6 protein-coding genes and 1 tRNA gene are annotated in these 7,607 nt (G+C 36.3%); 4 read left to right on the top strand and 3 right to left on the bottom strand.

The features are described 5' to 3' along the window. Nucleotides 1-532: 532 nt before the first annotated feature. From EO244_RS16300 to EO244_RS16285, 4 genes are all read left to right on the top strand, one after another. Nucleotides 533-985: a GNAT family N-acetyltransferase gene (locus tag EO244_RS16300; protein WP_129255753.1), complete on the top strand. Its 453-nt coding sequence runs from the start codon at nucleotides 533-535 to the stop codon at nucleotides 983-985. Between the two features lie 275 nt (nucleotides 986-1,260). Next, the gene (locus EO244_RS16295; RefSeq protein ID WP_129255752.1) at nucleotides 1,261-2,388 is read left to right on the top strand and encodes an amidohydrolase; all 1,128 of its coding nucleotides are present in this window, start codon (nucleotides 1,261-1,263) and stop codon (nucleotides 2,386-2,388) included. A gap of 1 nt (nucleotide 2,389) precedes the next feature. Further along, nucleotides 2,390-3,547, top strand: coding sequence for an alanine racemase (gene alr, locus EO244_RS16290; RefSeq protein ID WP_129255751.1), 1,158 nt, complete (start codon nucleotides 2,390-2,392; stop codon nucleotides 3,545-3,547). 2 nt (nucleotides 3,548-3,549) lie between these two features. After that, nucleotides 3,550-4,629, top strand: coding sequence for an alanine racemase (locus EO244_RS16285; RefSeq protein ID WP_129255750.1), 1,080 nt, complete (start codon nucleotides 3,550-3,552; stop codon nucleotides 4,627-4,629). A gap of 60 nt (nucleotides 4,630-4,689) precedes the next feature. On the opposite strand, the gene EO244_RS16280 is transcribed toward EO244_RS16285, so the two are convergent. The 3 genes from EO244_RS16280 to EO244_RS16270 form a co-directional block, all read right to left on the bottom strand. After that, complete coding sequence (locus tag EO244_RS16280) at nucleotides 4,690-5,589, bottom strand: DNA/RNA non-specific endonuclease (protein WP_129255749.1); 900 nt, start codon at nucleotides 5,587-5,589, stop codon at nucleotides 4,690-4,692. A gap of 59 nt (nucleotides 5,590-5,648) precedes the next feature. Next, a tRNA-Leu gene (locus tag EO244_RS16275) sits at nucleotides 5,649-5,730 on the bottom strand. Between the two features lie 264 nt (nucleotides 5,731-5,994). Continuing rightward, on the bottom strand, nucleotides 5,995-7,548 hold the full coding sequence (locus EO244_RS16270; protein ID WP_129255748.1) for a glycine--tRNA ligase: 1,554 nt from the start codon (nucleotides 7,546-7,548) through the stop codon (nucleotides 5,995-5,997). Between the last annotated feature and the right edge of the window lie 59 nt (nucleotides 7,549-7,607).

Raw genomic sequence — 7,607 nt, 5'->3', positions numbered from 1 at the left:
GGTACAATACATGTAGAAGACATTCTTCTTTAAATTATTTATCTCCTTTAGAATATGGAAGGCTATTAAATAATGACAAGAGAGCGGCATGACTTAACTTATTGTCCACATTTTTGTTGCAAGTCCAAATCATAGAATTATCTCATCTCCCCCTCGAAAATTGTCTCTATTCACAAGTACGACTTGAATACGAATACAAACTTATAGTTAAGGACAGATATCTCATCCTTAAATGTCCACAAATTCTCTATTCAATTATCATGCATATATTTTACCTTGTATAAATATTTTGTTTATGATAAAAAATCAATTAGTTCAGTTGATTATTTACCTACACCCAGTACTCACAAAACACTAAATAGCACCAAACTAAATAGATAAATAAAATCTGTTTTAAAAATAAGATAATCGAAACAAACCAGTTATGTTCATCTTAAAAATCGAATTCTGTTTCGAATAGAATTGTATTTCTCGAAAAAAAACCTTATACTGTGATTATCAAATATATAAATCAAGCGTAAATTATTTTTTTATGATTCAAACCAGAGTATTTAATCCTAAAACAAAACCCAATACATCAGAAAAAGAAAACGTAATTGATTTCCTATTTAAAAACCTCCAGGAATATGGGGATCCGAGAGGAGATATCGAAAAAGCGGTTAATTACGCATTAAAAGAAACAGAATCCTTTGGTGGATTTATTTTAGTATCCTATCTGGACAATGAAATATCCGGTGCTGTTGTTGTTAATCAAACAGGCATGAAAGACTATATTCCTGAGAACATACTCGTTTACATTGCCACTCATAAAAATCTTAGAGGTAAAGGAATAGGAAAAATACTGATGCAAAAAACCATAGACCTGGCAGAAGGTAATATCGCTTTACACGTTGAACCTGAAAACCCGGCACGTTTTCTATATGAGAAATACGGATTTTCAAGTAAATACATTGAGATGCGCTACATCCAGCCCTCTTCCATTTAAGTTTCCCAATCTGATCCCCTAAAACAAAAGAATCCTGTCGATATTTCTAATTCAATTCTATGCACTTTATCGATATATTAATATTCACCATATACTCGCTATAATGCTTTGGGTTAGTTTTCTCTTTTTTAAAATGGTAACCGAAAAGAAAAATGCTACTGCTTTAATTGTCTCAAATCTCGAACTGCCCTTTAATCCGGATGCAGAAATAGTTGGTATCACGATCTCTGCATTCGTATATTATTCAGTAAGTTATTTATAAACAAAACAAACAGATGACAACAGATATTATTGAATTGAGGCATAAGCTTCATAAATATCCAGAAGTTTCGAATAGTGAATACAAAACTTCGGAGAGAATTGTAAATTATATGAATGCCTTTTCACCAGATGAAATTGTTAATCTAAGTAAAACGGGAAAAGCTTTTGTTTTTAAGGGAAAGGAAGAGGGGAAAACCGTTATTTTCAGAGCTGAACTGGATGCATTACCTATCACGGAGAAATCATCGCTTGCATATTCATCTGTCAATCCCAATGTAGCACATGTTTGTGGACACGATGGACATATGGCTATTTTGGCCGGTTTGGCTCAAAAGATAGCAGTTGAACCGCCTCAATACGGAAAGGTAGTTTTACTTTTTCAAGCTGCTGAAGAAGTCGAACAAGGTGCCAAAGATGTTGTTGAAGATCCCGAATTTAAAGCGATTGATCCTGATTTTATTTTTGCACTTCATAATATTCCCGGAATGGAGAAACACAGCATCGTCGTGAAAACCGGCAGTTTTTCCGCTGCTTCAAAAGGAATGACGGTTAAACTTTTGGGGAAAACGGCTCATGCTGCTGAACCCGAAAATGGTATAAGCCCGGCCAATGCTATTTCCAAAATCATTAACCAGCTTCATCAGTTAAAAGAAAATAAAAATCTTTTTAATGATTTGACTTTACTCACCATTATTCATATCCAATTAGGAGAAATCTCTTTTGGCACATCACCCGGATATGCTGAAATAAGAATCACCTTACGTGCATTTGAAAATGAAGATATGGATATGCTGAGCACTCATTCCGAAAATATAATTAAAGAGATCTCAGAAGCTGAGAATTTGAAATGCAAAATCACCTATTCTGAGGTATTTCCTGCAAGTATAAATGATGATGAGTGTCTGAACATTGTAAAACAATCTGCCAGCCAGAACAATTTAAAAATCGAAACCATTGAAAAACCTTTTAAATGGTCTGAAGATTTTGGGTATTACTCAAAAGATTATAAAACCTGTTTGTTTGGCTTAGGGGCAGGAAAATCACAAGCTCCCCTTCACAATCCGGATTACGATTTTCCGGACGACATAATTGAAACCGGGATAAATCTATTTTATCGTATTTATAAAAAAATCAATTTCTAAAATGACTGAGAGCTCCATAATAAGCTTGGATGAAGAAGCAGTACAAAATAACGTGGCTTTTCTAAAAAAGAAAATCGGCAAAAATGTGATCATATCGGCGGTTGTTAAAGCCAATGCTTATGGCCACGGCATTGAAGAAATTGTGCCTCTTTTTGAGAAATATGGAATCAAGCATTACTCTGTTTTTAGCTATGAAGAAGCCATTCGGGTTTACAATAGTCTATCCGATCCCCACCCCATAATGATTATGGGATGGATCTCGGATGAAAACATGATCGATATAATTAAAAAAAGGATCGAATTTTTCATCTTTAATACAGAACGCCTACAAGTCGCGCTATCATATGCTAAGTCGCTAAACACAAAAATCAATATCCATCTTGAGGTAGAAACGGGAATGAACCGTTCGGGGTTGAATATAAATCAATTGAATTCAGCAATTTCTCTCATCAAAGAAAATAAGGACTATATCGATGTCGTCGGCTTCTGCACACACCTTGCAGGTGCTGAAAGCATTTCAAATCATTCAAGAATACAAAAGCAGTTAAAAAAATATAACCAGTTGCTAACTGTTCTGAAAAAAAATAACATCAAACCCCAATACAGACATGTTGCAAATTCAGCTGCCTCATTTGTTTATCCTAAAGCAAGAATGGACATGGTGAGAATAGGCATCATGCTTTACGGTTTTTGGTCAAGTACCGAAGTTTTTATCCAGTATATCAACAACAAGGCAAATAAAACGGATCCATTGGATCGAATCCTAAGCTGGAAAAGTCAAATCATGTCGATTAAAGATGTTAAATGTGGCGAATTTGTAAGCTATGGACTTTCATATTTGGCTCAAACTAATATTAGAACCGCACTCATTCCAATAGGGTATGCATCGGGATACAGCCGATCATTAAGTAATAAAGGCATCATACTTATTCAGAATCAGATATGCGGGGTGATTGGGGTGGTAAATATGAATATGATTATTGCTGATATTTCAAACCTGCCTGATGCAAAAATTGGAGATGAAGTCGTCGTTATTGGAAAACAAAACGGTTTAGAAATCAAAGTAAGTGCTTTCAGTGAAATAAGCGATCAACTCAATTATGAAGTATTAGCACATTTATCAGAATCAATTAAACGAACAGTTGCAAATAAACAATAATCATGGCATACATTACTTTAAACGTAAAAAAATTAAGAGCCAACTACGTCTATCTAAATAATCTTTTTCTTAAAAAGAATATTCAATGGTCTGTTGTGACAAAAATGCTTTGTGGAAATAAAATATTTCTAACAGAACTCTTAAAATTTGATATTCCTCAGATATGCGACTCCCGTGTATCAAATCTTAAGATGATTAAATCAATCAATCCCAAAATTGAAACCATCTACATTAAACCCCCGGCTAAACGTGCTATTCCCAATATCGTCAAATATGCTGACATTAGCATGAATACCGAATTTGAAACAATCAAATTACTATCAAATGAAGCCATAAAACAAAATAAAACTCACAAAATCATTATCATGATTGAGCTGGGTGAACTCAGAGAGGGTGTCATGGGCGATCATTTTATTGACTTCTACGAAAGTGTTTTCAAATTAAAAAATATTAAAGTCGTTGGAATAGGAGCAAACTTGTCATGCCTGTACGGAGTTTTGCCCAATCACGACAAACTCATTCAATTAAGCTTATATGAACAGTTAATCGAAGCAAAATTCAATAAGCATATCCCTTATGTTTCCGGAGGCTCTTCGGTGACAATTCCTTTAATCTTTCAAAAACTATTGCCTAAAGGCATCAATCATTTCAGAGTTGGAGAAACCTTATTTCTTGGAACAGATATTTACAATAATACCAAGTTTAAAAAAATGCATTCGAATGTATTTAGTCTTTTTTGTGAAATTATTGAATTAACCGAAAAACCAATTGTTCCTATGGGAGAAATGGGAACAAATGTAGAAGGAGAAACCTTCGAATTTGACCAAAACGATATTGGAGAAACCTCATACAGAGCAATTATTGATATCGGACTTCTTGATGTGGAAACCGATCACCTCGAATTGGTTGATAAAAGTTTAGACTTAACCGGAGCAAGCTCTGATATGATTGTTATTGACCTTCACGAGAACAAAAAGAATTACAAGGTTGGGGACTTAATCGAATTTAAATTGGATTATATGGGCATTCTCAGAATTATAAATTCGAAATACATCGACAAGAAGATTATTAACAACAACTAATCATACAGCTTCCCGACCCATGCGAAGCTTTCAGCAAAACAAATCTGAAAGACCTGAGCACTATTTCTTTTTATGCTGCCAACAAAAACGTGTACCGGAAGTCGCCTTTCGCTTACAGCGTGAACCGTTTTGTGTCTTTCCACAACATTGCCCTGTATAGGGCTTTGTTTTGCTTATTTCGGCTTGCTTTTTGGCTTTTACTAAAACCATACTGTTGGCTTTACAAGGTCCGAAATCCCAATTTTGAGCGCTGTGTTGAGCTTCCAGCTTATTTTCTATATCATCTGGTAATTGCGGGAAAAAATTAAGACCTGTCAAGCTTTCAAGCTCGTCGACACTTACAATAAAACTAGATAGGGGCTGTTCCGAGTTTTTATTCGCCATTAAAAAAGCAATCATATCTGATTGGCCAGCCTTCTCACGAAACACAATTTTATAGAAATTTTCAGGAACGGCTACTCGATTCTTTCCAATGCATGCCAAGCCTGATTTCAGCACACCACCTGTCACCACATAGATATTATCGTAAGTTTTTGCCCAATTTCTAACTTGTGTTTCCAGGTTCTTCCATATCCCACGATTAAAAGAAGGTTTCTGTGGCGACATATTCGACATATAAAAACTCTCGGACATGGCTGAAGCTGAAAATCCCATATCTGCCGCCGGAGCCAAATGGCCTCTGTCGTAACCGCTCCCCCTGTAATCGTCCAAATTTGCAGAACCTGTTTTAACGACAGGATCTGGTCTAAAATCGTCAGCTCGTTTAATCAAACCCACCGTTTCATTTGAACGAAGTTCATAAGCCACCCATTCAGCCTGTTCAAATTTCTCGCTGTAAGAAAGAATATAGTTTTTGTGCTTGATAATTTCCCCGGTATGAGTCGGTAGGTATTTATAATCTTGTGAAAATCCCGACAAGGATATCAAAAGAGATAGAGAGAGTAAGAATTTTTTTATCATCAGGATTTAGAATTATGACATAAAAAAATCCTCTTGATTTCTCAAGAGGATTATCGCGGTACCCAGGGCCGGGATCGAACCGGCACGGGTTGCCCCACTGGTGTTTGAGACCAGCGCGTCTACCAATTCCGCCACCTGGGCATTGCTTTTGATTGCGATGCAAATGTATGGAAATGTTTCATTCCTGCAAAACAAATAGACGCTTTTTTTCAATAAAAAAATGCACAAAAAACAGGCAATACTGGTACTTCTCTGACTGTCATTATTCTATAAATAGTCTGCCAATTTTAAAAAACACCCATTTTCTTAATTTCTCTTCCAACCTAAGCCTGATTTTAGTTTGAAGGACAAAAAAAGAGGCATCCTTTGGAGATACCTCTTTTCAATATATACACTTGTAAAAGTTTATTTCAACTTTTTAAAAAGCTCTTTCATGCTCACTTCTGATTTAATGATCTCGTAAAGTTTTGAAATCTCTACACGCTCCTGAGCCATTGTGTCGCGGTAACGAAGTGTTACGGTGTTATCTTCTAATGACTGGTGGTCAAGAGTCACACAGAAAGGCGTTCCAATAGCATCCTGACGACGGTAACGCTTACCAATAGAATCTTTCTCATCATACTGACAGTTGAAATCGAATTTCAAGTCGTCGATAATCTCACGAGCTTTATCTGGCAAGCCATCTTTCTTAACCAATGGCATTACACACAGTTTCACTGGAGCTAATGCTGGTGGCAATTTTAATACCACACGCTCGTCAACCTTACCATCTTCTTTCTCAATCTTCTCTTCCTGATAAGCTTCCGACATAATTTGAAGGAACATACGGTCAACTCCAATTGAAGTTTCAACCACATAAGGCACATAGCTCTTATTCAATTCCGGATCGAAATATTGAATTTTCTTACCTGAGTACTCCTGGTGTTGTTTCAAATCGAAATCGGTACGAGAGTGAATTCCCTCTACTTCTTTGAATCCGAATGGAAATTTAAATTCAACATCAGTCGCCGCATTGGCATAATGAGCCAACTTATCGTGATCGTGGAAACGGTATTTATCTTCACCAAAACCAAGTGCTCTGTGCCAGCTCATACGAGTTTCTTTCCAGGCATTAAACCATTTCATCTCTTCCCCGGGGCGAACAAAGAATTGAAGCTCCATTTGTTCAAACTCACGCATACGGAAAATAAACTGACGTGCTACAATCTCGTTACGGAAAGCTTTCCCGATTTGCGCAATCCCGAAAGGAATCTTCATACGACCTGTTTTCTGAACATTCAGGTAGTTTACAAAAATACCCTGAGCCGTTTCAGGACGAAGGTAAATCTTGCTACTACCATCAGCGGTAGATCCCATATCGGTTGAGAACATCAGGTTGAACTGACGTACATCAGTCCAGTTCTTTGTACCTGAAATAGGACAAGCAATTTCATTATCGATGATGATTTGCTTTAAATCAACCAAATCATTCTTGTCTAATGCCTCAACAAAACGTGCATGAATAGCATCCATTTTCTCCTTATTGGCCAATACACGAGGGTTAGTCGCACGGAATTGAGCCTCATCGAAAGTCTCACCAAATTTTTTCTGTGCCTTAGCGACTTCCTTATCCATTTTGGCCTCGAACTTAGCCAAGAGATCTTCAATCAAAACATCGGCTCTGTAACGCTTCTTAGAGTCCTTATTATCGATCAAAGGATCGTTAAAAGCATCGACGTGTCCTGATGCTTTCCAAATGGTAGGGTGCATAAAAATAGCAGAATCAATCCCCACTACATTTTCGTGTAGTTTTACCATTGAATCCCACCAATACTTTTTAATGTTGTTTTTAAGTTCAACACCCAATTGTGCATAATCGTATACCGCAGATAAACCATCATAAATTTCTGATGATTGAAATACGAATCCGTATTCTTTACAATGAGCTACCAGTTTTTTGAAAACATCTTCCTGAGCCATAGTTTTTTATTTAGATTTTATTTTTTTCTGAATTTGGATACAAAAGTAGCCGTTGATAA

Origin of the sequence: Ancylomarina salipaludis (assembly GCF_004122035.1) — a bacterium.
In the GTDB taxonomy this organism is placed as follows: Bacteria; Bacteroidota; Bacteroidia; order Bacteroidales; family Marinifilaceae; genus Ancylomarina; species Ancylomarina salipaludis.
The sequence above is the reverse complement of the archived record's forward strand: the minus strand, read 5'-3'. Positions and strand labels throughout refer to the sequence as shown.

Bases quoted from the DNA above. Each gene is read 5' to 3' on its own strand.
- EO244_RS16300 (WP_129255753.1), top strand. From the start codon at position 533: ATGATTCAAACCAGAGTATTTAATCCTAAAACAAAACCCAATACATCA.
- EO244_RS16270 (WP_129255748.1), bottom strand. From the start codon at position 7,548: ATGGCTCAGGAAGATGTTTTCAAAAAACTGGTAGCTCATTGTAAAGAA.
- EO244_RS16295 (WP_129255752.1), top strand. From the start codon at position 1,261: ATGACAACAGATATTATTGAATTGAGGCATAAGCTTCATAAATATCCA.
- EO244_RS16285 (WP_129255750.1), top strand. From the start codon at position 3,550: ATGGCATACATTACTTTAAACGTAAAAAAATTAAGAGCCAACTACGTC.
- alr (WP_129255751.1), top strand. From the start codon at position 2,390: ATGACTGAGAGCTCCATAATAAGCTTGGATGAAGAAGCAGTACAAAAT.
- EO244_RS16280 (WP_129255749.1), bottom strand. From the start codon at position 5,589: ATGATAAAAAAATTCTTACTCTCTCTATCTCTTTTGATATCCTTGTCG.